Genomic DNA, 623 nt, shown 5'->3' with positions numbered 1-623 from the left:
TTTCCGGCCGAGATGCCCGGCGGTGTCTGGGTGTCCGGCGAGTTTCGAGCCCCGCAAAGCCAGGGCTGGGTGCAACTGCAGGCAGCGACCGGCGGGCAGCCGATCACCGAAGGGTTCAGCGGCGCCGCCGTTTGGGACACCGAGGCGCATGCCGTGACCGGAATGGCGGTCGCCGCCGACCGCCGCCGCTATACCCGCACCGCGTTCATGCTTCCCATCGACGAGGTGCTGCGGCTGAATCCGGCGCTGCTGTCGAGCCCGTATCGCGGTATGGCGCCGTTCGACGAGGAGCACGCAGAGTTCTTCTACGGGCGGGACGACGATATCGCGCGGGTACGGGAGACGCTGCGGCAGAGCGGTTTCGCCGCGGTGGTCGGACGTTCCGGTACCGGGAAGTCCTCGTTGATCCGAGCCGGGGTGATACCGCGATTGCGGCAGCAGGGGTGGCAGGTCGCCGCATTCCGGCTCAGCGGCGACGCCGCGACGGAATCCGGTGTGCGCGCGATCGGCTCCGGCATCGCCGCGGACGAGCCACTGTCGACCTGGTTGATCGAGCAGGCCGCGACCGCGCCCGACGCCGATGACGTGGCCCTACTGCTGCAACAACTTCCGCCGCAAGGCAC

General features: G+C 69.5%; 1 protein-coding gene. It reads left to right on the top strand.

The genetic code is table 11. The annotated features are described in order from the left end of the window. Positions 1–30 precede the first annotated feature (30 nt). Positions 31–623, top strand: a 593-nt coding sequence (locus NA5_RS38740; RefSeq protein WP_169811430.1) for an ATP-binding protein, incomplete at its 3' end; no start/stop codon positions are given.

The organism is Nocardia anaemiae NBRC 100462 (assembly GCF_001612725.1).
Classification (GTDB): Bacteria; Actinomycetota; Actinomycetes; order Mycobacteriales; family Mycobacteriaceae; genus Nocardia; species Nocardia anaemiae.
This window is presented reverse-complemented; position numbering and strand designations above follow the sequence as displayed.